General features: G+C 69.2%; 22 protein-coding genes. 9 read left to right on the top strand and 13 right to left on the bottom strand.

What is annotated here, in order from left to right:
• Nucleotides 1–40 precede the first annotated feature (40 nt).
• Entirely contained in the window at nucleotides 41–799 is a 759-nt protein-coding gene (locus tag ACWFRJ_RS41695; RefSeq protein WP_453543793.1) for a thioesterase II family protein, read from the top strand.
• A gap of 75 nt (nucleotides 800–874) precedes the next feature.
• On the opposite strand, the gene ACWFRJ_RS41690 is transcribed toward ACWFRJ_RS41695, so the two are convergent.
• Entirely contained in the window at nucleotides 875–1,528 is a 654-nt protein-coding gene (locus ACWFRJ_RS41690; RefSeq protein WP_453543791.1) for a response regulator transcription factor, read from the bottom strand.
• Nucleotides 1,529–1,768: 240 nt separating this feature from the next.
• Nucleotides 1,769–2,263: a hypothetical protein gene (locus ACWFRJ_RS41685; RefSeq protein ID WP_453543789.1), complete on the bottom strand. Its 495-nt coding sequence runs from the start codon at nucleotides 2,261–2,263 to the stop codon at nucleotides 1,769–1,771.
• A gap of 334 nt (nucleotides 2,264–2,597) precedes the next feature.
• Here ACWFRJ_RS41685 and ACWFRJ_RS41680 point away from each other — a divergent pair, with 334 nt between their 5' ends.
• The gene (locus tag ACWFRJ_RS41680; RefSeq protein ID WP_453543787.1) at nucleotides 2,598–3,344 is read left to right on the top strand and encodes a DUF1838 family protein; all 747 of its coding nucleotides are present in this window, start codon (nucleotides 2,598–2,600) and stop codon (nucleotides 3,342–3,344) included.
• A 50-nt stretch (nucleotides 3,345–3,394) separates the two neighbouring features.
• Here ACWFRJ_RS41680 and ACWFRJ_RS41675 read toward each other — a convergent pair whose 3' ends face one another.
• From ACWFRJ_RS41675 to ACWFRJ_RS41630, 10 genes are all read right to left on the bottom strand, one after another.
• Nucleotides 3,395–3,763, bottom strand: coding sequence for a hypothetical protein (locus tag ACWFRJ_RS41675; RefSeq protein WP_453543785.1), 369 nt, complete (start codon nucleotides 3,761–3,763; stop codon nucleotides 3,395–3,397).
• A complete protein-coding gene (locus tag ACWFRJ_RS41670; protein ID WP_453543783.1) occupies nucleotides 3,760–4,875 on the bottom strand; it encodes a DNA alkylation repair protein in 1,116 nt (371 codons plus the stop codon). The genes ACWFRJ_RS41675 and ACWFRJ_RS41670 overlap by 4 nt, the downstream gene beginning before the upstream one ends.
• A gap of 15 nt (nucleotides 4,876–4,890) precedes the next feature.
• Entirely contained in the window at nucleotides 4,891–5,193 is a 303-nt protein-coding gene (locus tag ACWFRJ_RS41665; RefSeq protein ID WP_453543781.1) for a hypothetical protein, read from the bottom strand.
• A 28-nt stretch (nucleotides 5,194–5,221) separates the two neighbouring features.
• Nucleotides 5,222–6,277, bottom strand: a complete 1,056-nt coding sequence (locus ACWFRJ_RS41660; RefSeq protein WP_453543779.1) for an aldo/keto reductase — start codon at nucleotides 6,275–6,277, stop codon at nucleotides 5,222–5,224.
• Nucleotides 6,278–6,425: 148 nt separating this feature from the next.
• Nucleotides 6,426–7,385, bottom strand: a complete 960-nt coding sequence (locus tag ACWFRJ_RS41655) for a helix-turn-helix transcriptional regulator (protein WP_453543777.1) — start codon at nucleotides 7,383–7,385, stop codon at nucleotides 6,426–6,428.
• Between the two features lie 71 nt (nucleotides 7,386–7,456).
• Nucleotides 7,457–7,921, bottom strand: coding sequence for a nuclear transport factor 2 family protein (locus ACWFRJ_RS41650; protein ID WP_453543775.1), 465 nt, complete (start codon nucleotides 7,919–7,921; stop codon nucleotides 7,457–7,459).
• A gap of 126 nt (nucleotides 7,922–8,047) precedes the next feature.
• A complete protein-coding gene (locus ACWFRJ_RS41645; RefSeq protein WP_453543773.1) occupies nucleotides 8,048–9,076 on the bottom strand; it encodes a saccharopine dehydrogenase family protein in 1,029 nt (342 codons plus the stop codon).
• A gap of 157 nt (nucleotides 9,077–9,233) precedes the next feature.
• The gene (locus ACWFRJ_RS41640; RefSeq protein WP_453543771.1) at nucleotides 9,234–10,202 is read right to left on the bottom strand and encodes a helix-turn-helix transcriptional regulator; all 969 of its coding nucleotides are present in this window, start codon (nucleotides 10,200–10,202) and stop codon (nucleotides 9,234–9,236) included.
• Between the two features lie 40 nt (nucleotides 10,203–10,242).
• On the bottom strand, nucleotides 10,243–11,142 hold the full coding sequence (locus ACWFRJ_RS41635; protein WP_453543769.1) for a helix-turn-helix transcriptional regulator: 900 nt from the start codon (nucleotides 11,140–11,142) through the stop codon (nucleotides 10,243–10,245).
• Between the two features lie 28 nt (nucleotides 11,143–11,170).
• Nucleotides 11,171–11,647, bottom strand: coding sequence for a nuclear transport factor 2 family protein (locus tag ACWFRJ_RS41630; protein ID WP_453543767.1), 477 nt, complete (start codon nucleotides 11,645–11,647; stop codon nucleotides 11,171–11,173).
• A 116-nt stretch (nucleotides 11,648–11,763) separates the two neighbouring features.
• Between ACWFRJ_RS41630 and ACWFRJ_RS41625 the strand changes: the two genes are divergently transcribed.
• Nucleotides 11,764–12,375: a TetR/AcrR family transcriptional regulator gene (locus ACWFRJ_RS41625; protein ID WP_453543765.1), complete on the top strand. Its 612-nt coding sequence runs from the start codon at nucleotides 11,764–11,766 to the stop codon at nucleotides 12,373–12,375.
• Nucleotides 12,376–12,470: 95 nt separating this feature from the next.
• On the opposite strand, the gene ACWFRJ_RS41620 is transcribed toward ACWFRJ_RS41625, so the two are convergent.
• The gene (locus ACWFRJ_RS41620) at nucleotides 12,471–12,809 is read right to left on the bottom strand and encodes a hypothetical protein (protein ID WP_453543763.1); all 339 of its coding nucleotides are present in this window, start codon (nucleotides 12,807–12,809) and stop codon (nucleotides 12,471–12,473) included.
• A gap of 156 nt (nucleotides 12,810–12,965) precedes the next feature.
• Here ACWFRJ_RS41620 and ACWFRJ_RS41615 point away from each other — a divergent pair, with 156 nt between their 5' ends.
• The 6 genes from ACWFRJ_RS41615 to ACWFRJ_RS41590 all read left to right on the top strand — a co-directional run bounded on the left by ACWFRJ_RS41615 (nucleotide 12,966) and on the right by ACWFRJ_RS41590 (nucleotide 17,519).
• Nucleotides 12,966–13,583: a hypothetical protein gene (locus tag ACWFRJ_RS41615; RefSeq protein ID WP_453543761.1), complete on the top strand. Its 618-nt coding sequence runs from the start codon at nucleotides 12,966–12,968 to the stop codon at nucleotides 13,581–13,583.
• Complete coding sequence (locus ACWFRJ_RS41610; protein ID WP_453543759.1) at nucleotides 13,580–14,785, top strand: sensor histidine kinase; 1,206 nt, start codon at nucleotides 13,580–13,582, stop codon at nucleotides 14,783–14,785. The genes ACWFRJ_RS41615 and ACWFRJ_RS41610 overlap by 4 nt, the downstream gene beginning before the upstream one ends.
• Nucleotides 14,786–14,789: 4 nt before the next feature.
• Nucleotides 14,790–15,476: a response regulator gene (locus ACWFRJ_RS41605; RefSeq protein WP_453543757.1), complete on the top strand. Its 687-nt coding sequence runs from the start codon at nucleotides 14,790–14,792 to the stop codon at nucleotides 15,474–15,476.
• 468 nt (nucleotides 15,477–15,944) lie between these two features.
• Nucleotides 15,945–16,151, top strand: coding sequence for a hypothetical protein (locus tag ACWFRJ_RS41600; protein ID WP_453543755.1), 207 nt, complete (start codon nucleotides 15,945–15,947; stop codon nucleotides 16,149–16,151).
• Nucleotides 16,148–16,786: an RNA polymerase sigma factor gene (locus ACWFRJ_RS41595; protein WP_453543753.1), complete on the top strand. Its 639-nt coding sequence runs from the start codon at nucleotides 16,148–16,150 to the stop codon at nucleotides 16,784–16,786. The genes ACWFRJ_RS41600 and ACWFRJ_RS41595 overlap by 4 nt, the downstream gene beginning before the upstream one ends.
• Before the next feature lie 4 nt (nucleotides 16,787–16,790).
• On the top strand, nucleotides 16,791–17,519 hold the full coding sequence (locus ACWFRJ_RS41590; RefSeq protein WP_453543751.1) for a hypothetical protein: 729 nt from the start codon (nucleotides 16,791–16,793) through the stop codon (nucleotides 17,517–17,519).
• The last annotated feature ends 6 nt before the right edge of the window (nucleotides 17,520–17,525 follow it).

The raw sequence follows: 17,525 nt of genomic DNA, 5'->3' as shown, positions 1-17,525 counted from the left end.
GCCGAGTACGACAACCACCACAGCAGAACGGACGATCAACATGACTGTTACCGACGGCAGCGACCTCTGGCTCCGCCGGTTCCACCCCGCACCGGACGCCCCGGTACGGCTGGTGTGCTTCCCGCACGCGGGCGGCTCGGCGAGCTTCTACTTCCCCGTATCGGCCGCGCTCGCGAGCGACAGCGACGTGGCGGCCCTCCAGTACCCCGGCCGCCAGGACAGGCGGATGGAACCGAACGTGGACGACATCGGCGTCCTTGCCGACCGCATAGCTCCCGTGGTGGCGCCGCTGTTCGACCGGCCCGTCGTGTTCTTCGGGCACAGCATGGGCGCGATCCTCGCCTTCGAGGTCGCGCGCAGGCTCGAGGAACAGGGCCACACGCCCGCGATGCTGTTCGCCTCCGGCAGGCGCGCACCGTCGACGCGGCGCGAGGAGAACGTCCACCAGCGGGACGACGACGGGATCGTGGCCGAGATGAAGGCCATGAGCGGCACCGACGCCCAAGTACTCGGTGACGAGGAGCTGCTGCGGATGGTGCTGCCCGCGATCCGCAGCGACTACCGGGCCATCGAGACGTACGGTCCGGTGGACGCGACCGTCGGCTGCCCGATCACCGCGCTGGTGGGCGACGACGACCCGAAGACGACGGTGGCGGAAGCGGACGTGTGGCGCTCCCACACGACAGGCGCGTTCCGCATCCAGACGTTCCGCGGGGGCCACTTCTACCTCAGCCCGCGCGCGGCGGAGGTGATCGCGCTGACGCGTGAGGCGCTGCGCGGTGCCGTAGCCGTCGGATAGGCGCAAGCGGGAACGGGGGTTGGGCGAGCAGGTGGTCCAGCCCCCGTCGTGCTCGGTGGTGGTCCGCGTACGACCTCAGATGTAGCCGGCACGCACCGCGTAGGCCACCACATGGGTGCGGTTGCGCAGTTGGAGACGGGAGGTCAGATTCTGCAGGACGTTCTTCACCGTCCGTTCGGAGTACGCGAGCTTGACCGCTATCTGCCCGGTGTCATGACCTTCGGCCACTAACTGGAGGACTTCGACCTCCCGCGCCGTCATTCCCATCGGGGGGAGTCCGGCCGGACCCGGTGTGCTGCTCTTGAGCTGTCCCATCCGGGTGAGGAATGTGCCCAACAGATCAGCGGGCAGGTCCCCTTCACCTCGGTGAGCTGCGAGTATGGCCCGAAGCAGCCGGGCAGGCGTCGCCTCTCGTCGCCATACGATCGAGGTGACGCCGCACCCGGCGACATCGAACAGGTCGGCCTCCCGCATCCGGTCCACCACCAGGACCGCCCGGACGCCCTTGACGTCGACGAGCGTGCGCAGTTTCAGCAGAGTCGTCTCGTCCACGGAGCCGACGACCAGCAGGGCGACTTGGCCGCAGTCCTGCTGGGCGGTGTCCACCAACTCGATCTCCGGGTACTGACGGAGCTGGGTGAGCACTCCGGCCCGGGAAATCGGGTCCGATGTGTGAACGGACAGCTGCACCCGCTCAGTCGTAGGGATGCTCGCGAGGGTCTGCTGCACGGGCTAGAGCTCCTTCTGCTTCCACGAAGACCAGGGGCTCGAGCGCTGCAGACACGAGTTGCGGCGCTACCCCCTCGTCGACCAGGTCACCAGATATTGCGTTTGTGCCCTAAGAGGCTCCACGCGATCAACAGGTTGTGTGCTGACGCTCACGTCCTGCTGATGTTCTGCTGACGTCCACTCCTGTGCCATCCGTTTCCACCGCTCCTCCGACGCCGCGGCACTCGTGCTTTCTGGCCTTCATCGTCCGAGCTGATCCCGGCACAACTCCACCGTGGCCGGGTCGACCACACCGTCCGCCATCCGGCACACCACCTTGCCGTCGTACGTCTGCCGCGGCAGGACGGGACGCGGTGCCACGTGTTCGGGGCGCTGCACCGTGGACCGGGCAGGCGCCGGCGCCCGGTGCACGGGGGCACGCGGAGGGGCAGGCGCCGGACGCTTGTGGCCGACGCCGGCGGTCGCCTCGCGGCGGGGGGCCACCTCCTTGGCGTCCGCAGCCGTATGCGCCTTCCTACCCTGGGGCTTGCTGGTGCCGCTCTCGACCAACGCGTCCCGGGCCGAGGGCTGCACGGCGGGGGAGCGGGACTCGATCGGCGACGGCACCTTGCCGCCCGTGGGCGCGAGCGACTGGCGGGGCGGTAGCCGATCCGGATCGGCGCCCGGCGTCACGGAGGCGCACCCGGCAGTACTCAGCAGGGCGAGGGCTACGAAGGCGATGATCCGGCGATGCACGCGGCCACTCTCCCTCAGCGCGGAGCCCGAAGACGTGCGCAGAGCAGCCGGTCCACCGGACCGAGTGACGGCGCGACGCGTGATGACCGGGACTGCCTACTGCAGAGAAAGGGGGAGACCCTGCCACTCACCGCGCCGAGCAGCGCCGGGTGGCCCATGTCAACGGTCGGCCACCCACCGCGTGTCCGGGGGCCAGGATCCCGCCCTTGTCTTCCGCACATCCTGGTCAGCGTCCCCGAAGGCCGCCGACCGTGCACCGTCCCGGCGGCTCGAACCCTGAGCGGCCTCGGTGTTTTCCGCCCGGCTGGGGCGGGAGTCGCGCAGAGTGGTCCCTATGACGACACCCGCAGAGCTGCTCCGTTCCTTCGCCCGCACCCGGGCCTCGCTCGATGGCGAGGAGGTCACCTACTGGTGGTCCGGCGACGTGTACTCCTGGGCCCCCGATGAGCCCTACCAGCGACTCTTCGGCTTCGAAGGGCTCAACGTCGCCCGCCTCGTCCAGGACGCCGAAGACGGCCCCGACTCCTACCAACTGCTCACCCGCGAGGCCGCCTTCTACCTTGACCCCGTCACCCGCGAGATCCTGGAGACCTGGCAGGACCTGCCGGTGGTGCACGTCTGGAACGACCCGGCGAACCAGAAGTGGCGCCCCTTCCCGATCCCGACGACCGATCTCGGCGACCAGGTCTGCTTCAGCCTGGAGATCCCGCTCGCCTACCCCTCACCGCTGCCGGTGGCCGAGTACCCGGTCCACTCGGCCGGCGACACGTACAAGGCCCTTGAGCTCTTCCAGTTCTTCGCCGACCGCACCGATCTGACAGGGCAGGCGCCCAGCGTCCCGGCCACCATGTCGTGGACCCGGATGTCGCCGTGGCTCCCGTGGATGGCCCGCGGCCAGCGCCCCGGCGGCCTCACCTACCACTGCCGGGGTCGCAAGCTCGGCTCGTACACCGAGGTCCCCGAGCGCACCCGCGCCTACATCGCCGACCACCACCCCGAGTTCGCCCAGGCCCCGGAGAAGTGGAGCGAGCCGAACGAGACCAGCTGGACGTACTTCCGCAAGCTCCACCCGCCGCAGTAGCCGCTGGCCGCAGCAGCCTCCGGGCCGATCCCGCCGACCCGGGGTCACCTTCAGGCGTCCATGCCGCGCAGGGTCTGCTGCAGACCGCCGTCGATGCGATCCATCGTGGCTGCGTAGGCCTCCGGCATGTCGACATCGAGCCGGTCGGCGAGCACGAAGACCCACCACAGGCATTCGGCCAGCTTGTGCCGCAGCTCCGCGTCCACGTCACCGTCGATGCCCCAGGTCCGCTCGGCGGCGAGCACCAGGCGTCCGACGTAGGCGGCATCGTTGGTGAAGCCGACCGCCAGCTCCGGCAGTGTCCAGGTCCTGCCCAGTACGCGCTGTTCGATCTGCTCGTACTGGGCCCGGACCTTCAGCGCCCTGTCGTCGGCCTCGACGAGTCCGGCCTTGTCGTCGTGCGTGGGTGTCTCGTTCATCCGGGATTCCTTTCGGACAGTTCGAAGTCGGCCCGGTCGGACTCGACTCCATTGATCTGGAGAGAGATCGTGTGCCGCCCCGGGTAGTACCGGCGTGTCGTGATCGGCCGGAACGAGTGCTCCCGCGTGACATGGATCTGTTCGTCGGGTGCGAGGGTGCGGGTGGTGAGTTTGAAGGTCTTGGCGGTCAGGCTTCCGTTGGCCTTGCGGTGGTGCACGATGTAGTCGATCGCGAGCCGGGCCCGGCTTTCACCGGTGTTGCGGATCGAGGCGGTGAACCGGACGCTGCCGCCGAACGGGACGCTCTCCTGGTCCAGATGAGGTCCGTCGACCTCCAGGGCCGCGGGAGCGAAGCCGAGTAGTTCCAGGGCACCGGGGTCGCCGCGCTTGACGAGCGTGCGCAGCCCGTGCCGTACGAGGCGTTCGGTGGTGGCGTCGGGGTGCTCAAGCCAGCGGCGGGCCGTGTCGAGGACGACCTCGGGATGGTCGCGGCTGAGGTCGTTGAGATGGTTGGCGACCGAGCGGCGTACGTACTCGCTCTCGTCCTGGTGGAGGGCGTCAAGGATGGGCACGGTCGCTCCGGGGCGGGCCATGATGTCCGGCACCCGTACCGACCAGGGCAGGTAGGGGCGCGTGCCTTCGGAAGCGAGCCTGCGCACATCGGCGTCAGCCGAGCCGGTCCAGCCGCCGACGATGATGCCGAGTGCCCGGTCGAGGTCGTGCCGCAGCAGGATCCTGATGGCGAATTCCGAGGAGAGGCGCCCGGTGAGGCTCGCGAGGAGTGCCATCGCGTCGTCGAAGGGCGCCGCCCCGCCTTCCTGGACGGCGCGGGTGGCGATGGCGCTGGTGACCGGCCAGATCATCCATCCGGTGAAATGTGGCGAGTCATCGCGGGCCTTGCGTACTGTCCGGGCCAGTGCCGCGTAGTCGCCCGGAAGATCCGCGAGCAGTGCGTCGCGCAGCAGATCGGAGCGCTCCCGCAGGGACAAGGAGTCGATCTGCCCGGGCGCCGCACGCAGTGCGGTGAGGTCGGCGTCCGGGGCGGCGGCCCGGACGGCGCGGGTGAGGCTCTGCACGGTGTGGCGGCCGATGAGTTCGTCGGCGAAGGGCATGGAGGTCTCCCCCGGTCACGCGAGGGACTGCAGCGCGGTGGTGAGCTGCCAGTCCACGCTGTCGTGGTCGATCGTGGCGTGCACGGGAGAGTCCGCCATCTCACCGGTGATGCCGGCCGCACCGGCACGCGCGTGCGGCAGGCTGTCGTAGGCGACGATGTCGATGACGCGTCCGTCGTCGGTCTCGACGATGCGTCGCCACAGGAAGCCGGGCTGTCGCTCGAGGTAGGTGTTGATGTCGGCGTTCGCCTCGACGAAGTCGTTGACAGTGTGGCCCGGGGCGGGGCGCAAGGTGGTGATTTCCAGTGTCTCGGCCATGGCGTGTCCTTATCTCGGCAAGTGTGTGTCAGCGGACGAAGGCCTGAGCGGCCAGGCCGTTGACGGTGGTGTCGCCCTGCTGGAAGCCGACCATGGACTCGATCATGTTGTGCGGGTAGTCCAGGACGGGCTTCGTGAGGCTGTCGAGTGCGGTGATCTGCTCGTCGGTGAGCGTGACGTCGAGTGAGGCGAGGTTGGCGGCCAGCTGTTCCTGCGTGCGTGCGCCGATGAGTGTCGACGTCACCTCGGAACGCTGACGGACCCAGGTGAGCGCCACCGCGGCCACGGTCGTGCCGAGGCTGTGGGCGATCTCCTCAAGGGCGTCGAGGAGGGTGAAGGTGGATTCGTTCAGGTAGGCGGCGGCGTACGCGGTGCGCCCGGACCCGGCTACCTCGGTGGCGGTACGCGAGTACTTGCCGGACAGGGTGCCGCTGGCCAGCGGGCTCCAGGGCGTGATGCCGAGCCCGAAGCGGCGGGCGGCGCCGAAGGTCTCCCCCTCCACGCTGCGGGCGAGCAGGGAGTACTCCACCTGGAGCGCGGCGATGGTCTCCCAGTCGCGAAGCCGGGCGGTCGTGGCGGCCTCCGCGACCCACCAGGCAGGCACGTTGGACAGACCGATGGCGTGGATCTTTCCGGCGCGCACCAGGTCGGTGAGGGTGGACAGGGTCTCTTCCATGGGGGTGTGCCGGTCCCACTGGTGCATCCAGTACAGGTCGACGTAGTCGGTGTTCAACCGGCGCAGCGAGGCGTCCAGTTGGGCCCGGATCGCCTTGCGTCCCGCTCCGCCGGAGTTCGGGTCGTCGGCCGCCATGTTGCCGCCGAACTTCGTCGCGAGGACCACGCGGTCACGGGCTCCGGGGCGCTTGTCGAAGTAGCGGCCCAGAGTCTCCTCGGAGGCGCCCTTGTTGTACATGTTGGCGGTGTCCACGAAGTTGCCGCCGGCCTCGAGATAGTGGTCGAGCAGCCCGAACGAGGTTTCGGGGGCGGAGCCCCAGCTGCCGTCGTCGAAGTTCATCGCGCCGAAGGCGAGCGGGCTCACGCGCAGACCGGAGCGGCCCAGGGTGCGATACGAAGTGAGAGACATGATGTTCCTTCTTGGATCGTGGGTTCTCGGGCGGCGGCGGGGTGTGCACACCACATTCGCTGACCGGGCGGTGAAGAGGGAGGTTGTGTGAGGGTGGGTGTCCCGCACCCAGGCAGACCTGGGCGTCCCGCACCCGGGCAGGCGCGGTTCAGGGCTGTCGCCCGCCCATGGCGGTGAGATAGGTGAGGGCCTCGGCACTGCGGCCTCCTGGGGCAGTGCCGATCAGCAGATGCTGTCCCGGGGCCTCCGGCACGCTGAAGACGCGGTACGTGAGCTCGATGCGCCCGACCGCGGGGTGAACGATGGCCCCGAACAGGCGACGGCGATCCAGGCCGCCTGCCGCACCGGCCTCCCACTTCCTTCTGAAGTCGGCCGACTCGGCGGACATGTCGGCGACGAGGTCGACGATCTCGGTGTCCCCCGGAAGCCGGGCGGAATGGAGACGCAGCGCGTGCAGGGAGACGGCCACGGCCGACGGCCACTGGGCGAAGTAGCTCCTGGCTTGCGGATGTGTGAAGAGGATCCGGATCAGATTCAGTTCGCTGCCCGTACTTTCGGCGCGGTCAACGCTGCCAACGCTGCCAACGCGGTCAGCGACGCTGTCGGCACTGCCGAAAGGAGACAGCAGCGCCTGCGCGGGCGCATTGGCCGCCAGGATGTCGAGGCAAGGGCTCAGCACGCAGGCCGCCGCCGTGTGGGACGACTCCAGCAAGTACAGAAGTTCCGGGTGCGCATGGCTTCGGGTGGTGTCGGGGCGCAGACTCGGGTTGAGTCCGGCGAGACGGAAGAGGTGACCTCGTGCGTCCGGGTCCAGATGGAAGGCCCGGCCGAGGGCTTCGACGATCCGGGGCGAGGGGTACCGCTTCCGTCCTTGCTCCAGGCGTGCGTAGTAGTCGGCGCTGACTCCGGTCAGGACGGACACCTCCTGTCGGCGCAGTCCCGCGACCCGGCGATGACGGACGTCGGCTCGCAGACCGACGTCCGAGGGAGCCAGCCGGGACCGGCAGGTCCGGAGGAACTCGCCGAATGTGTTGTCCCGTGGCTCCTGACCGTTCCCACCGGCTCGGTCGGAGCCCATGGGCGGCACGGCAGGCACGTACATGCGCATCTGCGCTCCTTCCAGGGGCGGCGCACCGCATCGCACCGCATCGCACGAGGACGTGTCCCGGCAGCGGGCTGTCAGACGCTCCGCTGTTCCACGAGGTGGTAACGGGTGTCGCCGGTGAAATCGATGGTGACCTCGCGCCGGGCGAAGTACCACGTGCCGCCACGCCGTTCGAAGCGGTCGCGGTACCGGCCGCCCGCCACCGTCTGCGGCGGAAGGAGGCCGGGCACTGCCTGGAGGATGTTGTAGTACGACCGTGCCACGGCACTGTCGTCGGCCTCGTCCACCTCGATGAGGATGTTCGTCGTGACGTGCCGGGTACGCGGCGTTCCGTCGTCGTGGACGATGAGTGTCGATCTGATCAGGCCCTCGATGGCCTTGTGTCCACGGAGCGTCAGATCACCGAACACGAAGTCCGCTTCGTCGAAGAGCGCGCCGAATTCCGCGAAGTCGCCCTCGTCGACGAGGTGTGAGTACCGGACGATGAGGTTCTCGATCTGACGGGCGCTCGAGAGGGAATTCAAGAGGGAAGAAGACATGGCAGCGGCCTTTCGACGGAGATCACGCCTGCCCTGTCCGGGCGGGCACCCTGAGTCTGTCTCCGCGCCGCCGGGCCAGGAAGGACGTGTCGGCCTAGGTGCGCCACACCCATGCTCATGACCGGCCTAGAGGTCCTTGATCCAGGAATCGCCGACAGCGAGGGCCAGTTCGGGGCCGTAGGCGGAGGAGGGCGACTGGAAGCCCGGAGTGAAGGAGCCGGCCAGCACGCGGCGGGCGATCTCCACGGACGACAGCTGTGTGAACCGGTAGCCGGTAGGCGTGTCGATCATGGACAGGGCCGTGCTGCCGTCCCGCCCTGTCACCTCGGCGACGACCTTGCTGCGCCCCACCTCCCGCTCCCGCGCGGTCGGTCCGTCGGGCAGCGCCGAGAGGTCCAGGTCGACGGGGAGCGGCTGCCCGGTCTGCACGTACACCTCGATGGACGGGATGCCGGTGGAGAGATGGCTGGTGATCAGGTCGCCCATGGAGGCGGACACGCATTCCTCCGGGCCGCCGTCGCCGAAGTCGAACGACGCGATTCTGGGCTCGGGCAGAGTGACGATGTCGCCGTCGGTGCGGACCAGCACGCCCAGGTCGCCGATGCCTTCGGTCGCGCTGACGATGGACCCGCGGGAGAAGAGGTTCAGGCCCGCCGCCTCCTCGGGGGTGGCGCTGAGCAGCTTGAGGGCGATGCGCAGGCCGACGGGATCGGCGACGCGCGCCGCGACGTGGGCAGCGACGCAGTCACTGGGTACGACGTCCCAGCCGACGCCGGACATGACCATCACGCCCGCGGCCGCGGCCTCCGCCTGCCGGGATTGCGCGCCGGCGAAGACGTCGTACTCGGCGGAGGTGTCCAGGTAGTGCACACCCTTGTCGATGCAGGCGTCCATCAGCGGGCGTGCGGTGCGATGGAAGGGGCCCGCGACGTTCAGGACCACCGTGATGTCGGCGAGTGCGTTCCGCAGGAGTTCCGGGTCGTCGAGCGTGAAGGCGCGGCTCTCGACGCCGAGTTCCTCGCCGAGCGCGGCAACGCGCTCCCGGTTCCGGCCCGCCACGACGACGTCGAGGCCCGACTGCTCGGCGTGCTCCGCGACCAGCTTCCCGGTGTAACCGGTGGCTCCGTAGACCAGCAGGCGAGGGGGGACTGACATGACGCGCTCCCGTTGAAAGGTGAGATCGGATGGTGAGAATCGAAGAGGTCAGGGCGCATCCGGAGCGGTGACGCGCTCGGCGGCGTGTGCCTCGTATTCAGGCTAGGAGCAGATCCGGACACCTTCGGTCCTGGTCTCTCCTGGTCTTTCTGGTCTTTCACCGGCCTGTTTCTGGTGCCCGGTTACCGCGGTAAAGGGCGTCGAGACGGGCCAGCAGCGCCTCGCGGACGGAGTCCGGCGACAGGACATCCAGCGGTGTTCGCAGGCTGAGGAGGTAGCCCGCGAGTTCGTCGGGGTCGGATCCGCCGATGGTGATGACCGTCTGCTCCGGTCCGTCGGATTCGTGGGTGGCGACGATGGGTGCCACAAGGCGTCGGGCGTCGTCGTAGGGCAGCGGAAGGCGGACACGGGCATAGAAGGGGTACCCGGTGCGGGTGATCGTGTCGGCGACCAGCTGCGCGGCGTCCGGAGCGTCGGCCAGGTCGACCGCTTCTCCGGTGGAGTGTGCTGCGACCACTCTGTCGGCACGGAACGTTCGCCAGGCGTCGCGCTCGACGTCGCGGGCCACGAAGTACCAGTGGACGCCGGTGTGCACCAGGCGGTGCGGATCGACGTTCCGGACCGTGGTGGTGCCGTGCGTGTCGCGGTAGGTGAGCGTGGTGCGCTCGGACGCCCTGCAGACGGAGGCAAGCAGCAACAGCACGTCCGCGGACACCTGAGGAGTCTCGCAGCGCGGGGTGTGTTCGACGATGGCGTCCAGGCTCGCCAGGCGCTTCGCCATACGGGCGGGCAGGATCTGTCGCAGTTTCAGCAGCGCCGAGAGTGCTGCCGGGTCGGCGCCAAGGGCCGCGCCGTGTGCGGCTTCCCTGAGTGCCACGGCCACGGCGAAGACCTCGTCGTCGTCCAGGTTCAACGGTGGCATGCGGTTGCCCGTGCCGAAGCGGTAGCCACCGCCGGGACCCGGCACCGACTCCACGCCGTATCCGAGCTCACGCAGCCGGTCGATGTCCCGGCGTACCGTGCGCTCGGTGACCTCCAGTTGCCGTGCCAGCTCCGTGTTCGACCAGGTCGGCCTGGACGACAGCAAGGACACCAACCGCAACAGCCGGGCAGAGGTAGTGATCACGGAACGAACCGCGCTGTCCCGTCGCCGCGCTGACGGGACTTCACGTGGTGACCGCACCCTGTCCGGAAGCGCCCCGCCCGGAAGCACCCGGCTCGCCCGCACCCCGCTCGGCCGACACCGACACCGCGAGGGAGGCGATCGCCGCGGCGCTCGCGCTGCCGGGTTCGGGGATGCCGACCAGGAGCTGCTGCCCGGGAGCGTCATGGACGTCGAAGGTCTGGTACGTCAGCTCGATGCGGCCGGTCTCGGGAAGGACGAACACCTTGAACGCGCGCGCCATGTTCTCCACGTCGTTCTCCTGCCACAGACGCCGGAAGTCCGGTGACGCCTGCGACATCTCAGCGACGAGATCGTTGATGCCCGGGTCGTCGGGGAACCGGCCGGCGTGCAGCCGCAGGGCGTGCACGGTGGCGCGCGCGACCACGGGCCACTCGACGAAGACCTCGCGCGCACGCGGGTGCTGGAAGAGCACGCGAACCATGTTCGATGTGCCTTCGAAGGGCGAGAGGAGCGCGGTGGCGACGGCGTTCTTCGCCAGCACGTCGAAGGCGGGACTCAGTACGTAGGCGGCGCCCGCGGGGAAGGCGTCAAGCAGGTGCAGCAGAGAGGGGTGGACCACGTCGCGGCCCGCGGCCGACGTGAGGGCGGGATGCAGACCGGCCAGCCGGAAGAGGTGGGTCCGCGCGTCCGGCGTCAGCCGCATCGCCCGCCCCACGGCATCGACGACCTGGGGTGAGGGGTGGCGCTCACGCCCCTGCTCGAGGCGCGCGTAGTAGTCGGCGCTCACACCGGCCAGGACAGCCACTTCTTCCCGCCGCAGCCCCTTCACTCTGCGGCTGCCGCCGCCGGCGGGCAGACCCACGTCGGCCGGCTCGGTGCGGGCGCGGTTCGCGCGAAGGAAGGCACCGAGTTCGTTCTGTGTCTTCTGTGACTGCTGCATTTTCCGACCTATTGGCTGGTGGGTGTCCTCAGATGCCGGACAGGACGGTGGGGTCGCCCTCGGTCCAGGCGTTGTCGACCGTGACGCGCTCGATGAGCCAGACCTCGCCCTTCCTCACCAGCTCGACGTCGTACCGGTTCGTCATGAGGACGTGGCGCGAGTGGTCGTCTCGGGGCAGGTGCTGGCACGCCATGATCGCTTCCAGACGCGCCTTGTCGCCGTCAAGACTCACCCGCGGGTTGCTCAAGGAATGAGTCGTGTCCAGGTGACTGAGGGAGTCCGACAGGGCTGAGGCGATGGTCTCCCCGCCTTCCACCGGAGGGTACTCATGGCCGGCCTTCTTCGTGGCAGGACCGAAATCGGCTACCGCGTCGTCTGTGAACGCGGATGCGAGAAGGGCTCTGTCGCGCAGATCAAGGCCGGCGGCATATCGGTAGAGGGTCTCCACCACCGCGAGCTTGTCCGCGGTGGCCGTAGGAGGGGTGTTGCTGTCGGTTCGCGACATGGCGCTTCCTTGCCTGGCGATTCGATGGGTCCCTCACCATAGATCGCTGATCGACAGGTGTCGAATAGTGGTGACGCGAAGAGTGCCGGGCGACGGCGTCGGAGTAGTGTGCGGGGATGGTGAGTGATCAGCCCCCGGCAGTCGGAGCGGACCCGCGCTTCACCCGCTCGCGGCGGGCGATCGCGGACGCACTGGCCGACCTCATGCTGCGGACACAGTCGTGCCCTTCGATTTCCGCCTTGGCGACAGCCGCGGGCATCCACCGTGCGACCTTCTACAACCACTTCGACTCGCTCGAGGAAGCCGCGGTGTACGTGATCGCCGAAGACTTCCGTGCCCTTCGGACCCTGGACCTCAGTGACCGACAGCTGGGTGCGGATCCGACCGCCGTGGCGCTGGCCACGCTCAACAGCATGCTCGACAGTCTTCGGCAGCGCAGGAGCCTCTTTCTGCTGGCTTCGACCTGGCAGTCACCGAGCGGACTGCCGGGTATCGGCGATCTCCTCGTGGATCAGGTGCGCAGTCTTCGGCGGGACTTCGGCGGCGGCGAGCGGGAGTCCGAAGCGCGCGACTGGGTCGAGGACGTCTACACGGCCTCCGGGGTGAACGGAGTCTTCTCGGCCGCCGTCGGCGGGAGCCTTGGTGTCGAGCCGGAGGAGATCGCCGTCCGTCTGTACGCCGTCCTGCCCGACTGGATTCGTCAGCCGCCGGAGACGTTGGCGACCTGAGCGATTGAACCTGTCCTGGTCCGAGGCCCAGGCAGCGTCCGGGATCGCCGCGGCGATCCCGGGCGCCCGGTGTGAGGTGAGCACCTGGGAACGGCCTACCAGTTGTCCGGCCGTACCTCGTACGTGAGGGTGTAGTGGGCGCCGTCGCCCCGGAACTCGGCGACCTGCTCGCCGCGGCCCGAGACAGCGGCACTGATGAGGAAGTCGCCCAGGTGGTCGTCCGGGTCCAAGTCGTCCTGGTCCCAGATGGAGACGACGTCGGCGTCGCTGTTGACCAGCCTGAACGGCCCGTTGTTGACGTTGATGACATCGCCGTTGTTGATGTCGCCACGACCCCAGACACGCTGGCCGCGGAAGTCCACCCACGCCTCGTCCTCGCCGTCGTCCTCGGTCTCGATGCACCGCAGTTGGTAGAACATGACCTGGTATCCCATGACTGTCTCCCGGGTCCTTCCGGCCGTCGGACGTGTTTCCGACATCCATCAGAATGCGCGCTTCGAGGCCGCCATCGCGTCCACTCTGGAGTGGATTAGAGGTGTACGACCGAGGGTGTACGTTTCTGCGTGCCGCCGAGGCAGTTTCATGGAGCCATGAGCGACTCGCGCGACCCCATGGATGAGACAACCGTGCTGGTCACGGCCGCGGATGTCACCCTTGAACCGATCGGCGCCAAAGCCCTCCTCGTGGACGGGGACGCGCTCCTGGTCCCTGACCCGCCGCCCCTGCTCGTCGAACCGCGGGGGGAGCTGGTCGCCGTGATCACGCCGGTGCCCGCCGGCAGCGGTCCTGTGGAGCGGATCGCTGTGACCGGTGTGGAGCAGCTCGGCTCCGACGAGCCCATGCCGGGTGTGACGGCGAGCGTGGTCCGGCTCGCCGGACGCTCCCGCTACGTGGTGCGCGCCGAGTCCTTCTCGCAGCGCCGGCTCACCGAGGCGCTGCTCGCCGATGACGGCGATCTGTGGGCGGCGATGCGCGAGCTCGGCTACGAATCGCCGGTGCCTGCCCGGCCCCGGAAGGCGGGCCTGACCGGGGTGAGCGAGGATCAGCTCGACGCGTTCGCGGCCGGACCGTGCCGGGTCATCCGCACCTGCTTCCCACACCCGCCACACCCACCGCACCCCGACGACCCGCGCCCACCGCACTCCGACGACGACCCGCGTCCGCCGCACTCCGACGACAGTGACCCGCACCCGCCGACCGGGCCATGACGGTCAGACCCAGAGCCGCCATCGGCGGGCTCTATCGTGCGGCCCCCGCCGCCCAGGACACGGTCCTCGCCACTGCCCTGCTGCTGCCCGACTTGTTCCTCTTCTCGGACTTCGCCCTCCCGAATGTCGGCCTGGCCGACCGCCTTGCCACGGTGGGGTACGCCGTCATCGGCTATGCGGCGCTCGCGGCCCGGCGGCGAGCGCCCCGTACGGTGTTCGGCTACCTGTGGGCGCACGCCCTCGGCGGTGAACTCCTCACCGCCGCCGGGGTGTTCGACTACAGCCCGACTCTGGCCCTGCTCGCCGCGCTCTACACCGTTGCCGCTCTCCAGAGCGCTCGCCTCGCCGTGCTCGCGCTGGGCTCCGTGATGGTGCCTGTGGCGCTCTCGGTGCGGGCGGCGCTCGCTGACGTACCCGCCGCGGAACGACTCACCACCCTGATCGGGGTGGCCTGCTTCTACGGGCTGCTCAACCTGGAAGTGTGGGCCGTCGGCCGATGGGTGTGGGCGGGGCGGGCGGCGGCCGCCAGGGACCGGCTCGCGTTGCAGCGCGCCGAGGAGGCGATCCTGACTGAACGGGCCAGTACCGCACGCGAGTTGCACGACATCGTCGCCAACGCGGTCACCGTGATGGTGCTCCAGGCCGGGGGCGCCCGCCATGTGCTGCGGGCCGATCCGGACCGCGTCGAGCACGCGCTCGACCAGATCGAGTCGAGCGGCAAGACCGCCGTCGCCGAGCTGCGCCACATGCTCCTCGTGCTGCGCACCGACGGTGAGCGGCTCGCGGCCGACGGTCCTGGCTTCGGGCTCGCCGACCTGGACCCTCTTCTGAACGGGGCGCGCCAGGCTGGCCTGGAAGCCCGCTTGGAGGTGAGCGGTGTCCCCGCCGTGCTCGCCAGGAGCGTGGACCTGACCGCGTACCGCCTTGTGCAGGAGGCGTTGACCAACGCGACCAAGCACGCGGGTCCCGGATCCGCCACGGTCGTACGTCTCGACTGGTCCCGGGCCGACGGCCGGCTGCGGATCGAGGTCGGGGACGACGGACGGGGCACCCCGGCGGCGGCCCGCTCCGAACTGTCCACCGGACACGGCCTGATCGGACTCCGTGAGCGAGTGGCCGTCTGCGGCGGCACGTTCGACGCCGGTCCCACCAGGAACGGTGGATTCCGGACCGCCGCCACCCTTCCGGCAGGGGAGTGGTGAGGAAGTGGTGATCCGGGTGTTGCTCGCGGACGACCAGGCCATGGTGCGTTCCGCGCTTGCCATGCTGCTCACCGGCGAGGACGGCATCGAGGTGGTGGGCGAGGCCGCCGACGGCAACGAAGCTGTGGCCCTCACGGCTGAACTGCGCCCCACCGTCGTCGTCATGGATGTGCGGATGCCCGGCATGGACGGAGTCGACGCGACCCGGCGGATCACCGCCGACGCCTTCCCCGGTGAGGCCCGGGTGCTGGTGCTGACGACGTACAACGTCAGCGAGGCCGTCTACCGGGCGCTGCGGGCCGGGGCCTCCGGCTTTCTGCTCAAGGACGCGGCACCCGGCGAGCTGGCCGGGGCGGTACGGGCGCTCGCCGACGGGGACGGCTGGCTGGACCCCGCGGTGACCGCTGACCTCCTTGCCGAGTTCGCCGCAAGGCCGGAGAGGATCAGGCCGGCCCCCGAGGAGCTTGCGGCGCTCACCCACCGGGAGCGCGAGGTCCTCGTCCTGGTCGCGCACGGGCTCTCCAACGCCGAGATCGCCACCCATCTGTTCATCGGTGAGGCGACGGTCAAGACCCACCTCGGGCGGATTCTCCTGAAGCTCGGCATGCGGGACCGGGCCCAAGTGGTCGCAGCGGCCTACCAGAGCGGTCTTGTCGCGCCGGGCTCGTCCCCGCCGCCGCCCGCATGGTGAAGGAGGGGCTTGGAGGCTTGGAGGCCTGGGGGGGGGGGGTAAATGCCAACCCGCCCTGGAGTGAACTGAGTTGGCCTGCCGCATATATCAGCGGCCTTGCTGCTGACCGGAGTTGGACAACAGGAGGTGACTTCTGTCACATGGATGGATACTTCTGAGTGTCACCGACCGGCGCACGCAGGGGTTTCGGTGGGAACGGGCGTGCGCTTCCGTGGCGGCGAGCGAGCGGATTTCCGCTGGCCAGGCGTCTGCACGTAGAGTGAGAGTTCGTTACCGATCGTTCACTCTCGAACGCTCATTCTGCCCTACGGTTACTAGTCAGTCACTTTGTGTCGAAAATTGATTGCCTCTGGCATACGCGTTTGCCCCCTCCGATCCGAAATCCTGCGGTTGAGGACATTGTCGTTCTCCGGCAGTCCGCACATGGTGCGGGACGGGCCGCAGCCAGCAGGACAAAGGACAGAATCAGTGGCCTTCACCCTCGACGACGTGCTCGTCGCGACCGTGGTCATCACCGCGCTACGGGTCTTCGCCCCCGACGCCCGGCATCTGGCGCGCCGCCTGCTGCGCGCCGGTGTGCGCGTGGGCGCCAACGAACTGCTCAAGGGCGGCCACCTCGCCGACGCCGCCCCCTCGTTGACCGCCGCATCCACCGACGAGGGGGCCCAGCGATGAGTGAACACCCGAGATCGCTGCCGCCCGAGGACGCGGACGAGCCGGAAGGAGCCCCCGATGCGCTGGCCGGCTACCCCAATCTGGACAACCTCACCGGACTGTCCTACGAGATGCCTCCAGACCTGGAAGCGTTCTTCGCTGTCTGCGCAAGGCCCCACCTGCGCTATGCCCACCGGATGCTCGGGGACAAGCAGGCCGCCAAGACCGTGGTGCGCCGTTGCTTCGGCCACCTTGCCCTGAACTGGCCGAACGTCGCCAAAGAAGAGAGCCCCGAGGCGTATGCGTGGAAGCTGCTCAAGCATCGGGTGGGGATGCAGCTGCGGCTTTCGGGGCAGCCCGCCCCGCCGCCGTCCGTGCAGGAGGCCGCCGTCCAGGACACCGCGCGCGCCACGCTGGAGGCCGCGCGCCGCACGTTCGCGGCGATGGAATCCACCCTGGGGCTCTACGCCGCGATAGCCGGACTCCCGGAGCGCCAGTACGACGTCTTCGTGCTCTATTACGTGCTGGGCTACACCTCCCCGCACATAGCCAAGATCATGGGCATCAAGCCCGACACCGTCCGGTACCACCGCCGGCTGGCGTATCAGCGCATCGCCATCAAGCTCGGCCTGTCGATCACCAACGAGACGGAGTAGCACTGTGCCAAGCCACATCGACGACGTCCTCGCCCAAGTCGCAGTGGATGACGACGTGTTCACCGACGCCGACCTGGACGACCTTCGGCAGGAAGTCGTCCGTGACGTCACCGAGATCCTCATGTTCGGTGCCGTCCCCGCCCCGGCCGGGTATTCGCCCACCGTCCACGGAGACGCGGCCACCCGGCTCGATGCGCTGTCCACCCAGGTCCTGCACGATCGCGACGCCGCCGGGCGTCTTGCCCGGTTCGTCACCGACGGGCCCGATCCGGAGGGGACGCTGCACTTCGCCTGCCTGCTCAGCCTGGCCGGCTGCCATGACGGCGCCCAGTTCTGGTGGCAGTTCTCCGCCGGCGCGGGCAACGCCGTCGCCGCCCAGTGCCTGCACCTCTACCACCTCAGTCGCGGTGAACTCCGCGACGCCGAATTCTGGGAAGAGCAGGCGATCACCCTCGCGGGCCCGCCCGCCCCACACACTCCCTGGGCGCGGCGTCAGGCCACGGCATCTCGCGAAACCCGCCTGCCCAAGCAGCTGCATGACGCCGTACGCCGTCTGAAGGTCGACACCGTGGAGGAGTTCGGCATGGGGCGCGTACCTCACCCCGACCCCCACCTCGCCGACCAGGTCGAGGAGCTCGCCGACGCCCTGCCGCTGCCGACGCCCTGCAGACGCCGATGCCCTGTGGACATGGGAAAGCCCCGGCTGGACGGGGGAGACCAGCCGGGGCCGTAAAGCGTG

The organism is Streptomyces sp. NPDC055239, assembly GCF_053606205.1.
The sequence above is the reverse complement of the archived record's forward strand: the minus strand, read 5'-3'. Positions and strand labels throughout refer to the sequence as shown.

Bases quoted from the DNA above. Each gene is read 5' to 3' on its own strand.
- ACWFRJ_RS41695 (WP_453543793.1), top strand. From the start codon at position 41: ATGACTGTTACCGACGGCAGCGACCTCTGGCTCCGCCGGTTCCACCCC.
- ACWFRJ_RS41680 (WP_453543787.1), top strand. From the start codon at position 2,598: ATGACGACACCCGCAGAGCTGCTCCGTTCCTTCGCCCGCACCCGGGCC.
- ACWFRJ_RS41675 (WP_453543785.1), bottom strand. From the start codon at position 3,763: ATGAACGAGACACCCACGCACGACGACAAGGCCGGACTCGTCGAGGCC.
- ACWFRJ_RS41670 (WP_453543783.1), bottom strand. From the start codon at position 4,875: ATGCCCTTCGCCGACGAACTCATCGGCCGCCACACCGTGCAGAGCCTC.
- ACWFRJ_RS41665 (WP_453543781.1), bottom strand. From the start codon at position 5,193: ATGGCCGAGACACTGGAAATCACCACCTTGCGCCCCGCCCCGGGCCAC.
- ACWFRJ_RS41660 (WP_453543779.1), bottom strand. From the start codon at position 6,277: ATGTCTCTCACTTCGTATCGCACCCTGGGCCGCTCCGGTCTGCGCGTG.
- ACWFRJ_RS41655 (WP_453543777.1), bottom strand. From the start codon at position 7,385: ATGCGCATGTACGTGCCTGCCGTGCCGCCCATGGGCTCCGACCGAGCC.
- ACWFRJ_RS41650 (WP_453543775.1), bottom strand. From the start codon at position 7,921: ATGTCTTCTTCCCTCTTGAATTCCCTCTCGAGCGCCCGTCAGATCGAG.
- ACWFRJ_RS41645 (WP_453543773.1), bottom strand. From the start codon at position 9,076: ATGTCAGTCCCCCCTCGCCTGCTGGTCTACGGAGCCACCGGTTACACC.
- ACWFRJ_RS41635 (WP_453543769.1), bottom strand. From the start codon at position 11,142: ATGCAGCAGTCACAGAAGACACAGAACGAACTCGGTGCCTTCCTTCGC.
- ACWFRJ_RS41630 (WP_453543767.1), bottom strand. From the start codon at position 11,647: ATGTCGCGAACCGACAGCAACACCCCTCCTACGGCCACCGCGGACAAG.
- ACWFRJ_RS41625 (WP_453543765.1), top strand. From the start codon at position 11,764: ATGGTGAGTGATCAGCCCCCGGCAGTCGGAGCGGACCCGCGCTTCACC.
- ACWFRJ_RS41620 (WP_453543763.1), bottom strand. From the start codon at position 12,809: ATGGGATACCAGGTCATGTTCTACCAACTGCGGTGCATCGAGACCGAG.
- ACWFRJ_RS41615 (WP_453543761.1), top strand. From the start codon at position 12,966: ATGAGCGACTCGCGCGACCCCATGGATGAGACAACCGTGCTGGTCACG.
- ACWFRJ_RS41610 (WP_453543759.1), top strand. From the start codon at position 13,580: ATGACGGTCAGACCCAGAGCCGCCATCGGCGGGCTCTATCGTGCGGCC.
- ACWFRJ_RS41595 (WP_453543753.1), top strand. From the start codon at position 16,148: ATGAGTGAACACCCGAGATCGCTGCCGCCCGAGGACGCGGACGAGCCG.